The organism is Photorhabdus kayaii (assembly GCF_025384895.1).
GTDB classification, from domain to species: Bacteria; Pseudomonadota; Gammaproteobacteria; order Enterobacterales; family Enterobacteriaceae; genus Photorhabdus; species Photorhabdus kayaii.
Genome location: NZ_JAJAFZ010000225.1, coordinates 1 through 581, shown reverse-complemented (window position 1 = coordinate 581; position 581 = coordinate 1). Strand labels below are relative to the sequence as shown.

1 protein-coding gene is annotated in these 581 nt (G+C 31.0%); it reads left to right on the top strand.

The genetic code is table 11. The annotated features are described in order from the left end of the window. Positions 1 to 441 precede the first annotated feature (441 nt). On the top strand, positions 442 to 581 hold a 140-nt coding region (gene tssD, locus LGZ98_RS24030; RefSeq protein WP_262978760.1), incomplete at its 3' end, for a type VI secretion system tube protein TssD.

Genomic DNA, 581 nt, shown 5'->3' with positions numbered 1-581 from the left:
TTGCTGTACAACACAGAAACCGGGTTGAATGTTTCTTTTCATAATACTCTATTTGTTCCTGTGGTAGCTTTTAACATGTTGGCCTGACGTTAGATGACATAACTTAATCAGATAATCGGATTATTTTCAACATATAATAAATGGGTTTCTAATCTCTACAGAGTGAGAATTTATAGGGAGTCGGTGATGTATAAATTCAATCTGATGTTGTCGGTTGATATTGATTAATTTGCAGTTTTTTCTTTGCTAAAGGATAGTAATAGTGAATGGAATTTGTTTATATATTTGGTCTGACTACGAGCCTTCAATATTTACATTTATATAAGATAATTAACAATTTGCTACAATTATCTTATGGAAATTACAATTATTTTATTGAAATCAAAGGAAAATAACTCAGAATGAGAACTTGAACATAAGGTAAATTAAGTAGGTATAGTTATGGCAAATATGATTTATGTGACGATAAAAGGTGAATCTCAGGGGCTTATTTCTCAAGGATGTTCGACTTTGGATTCCATTGGTAATCGGTATCAGCATGGACATGAAAATCAAATTATGGTGTTGCAATTTAATCATGG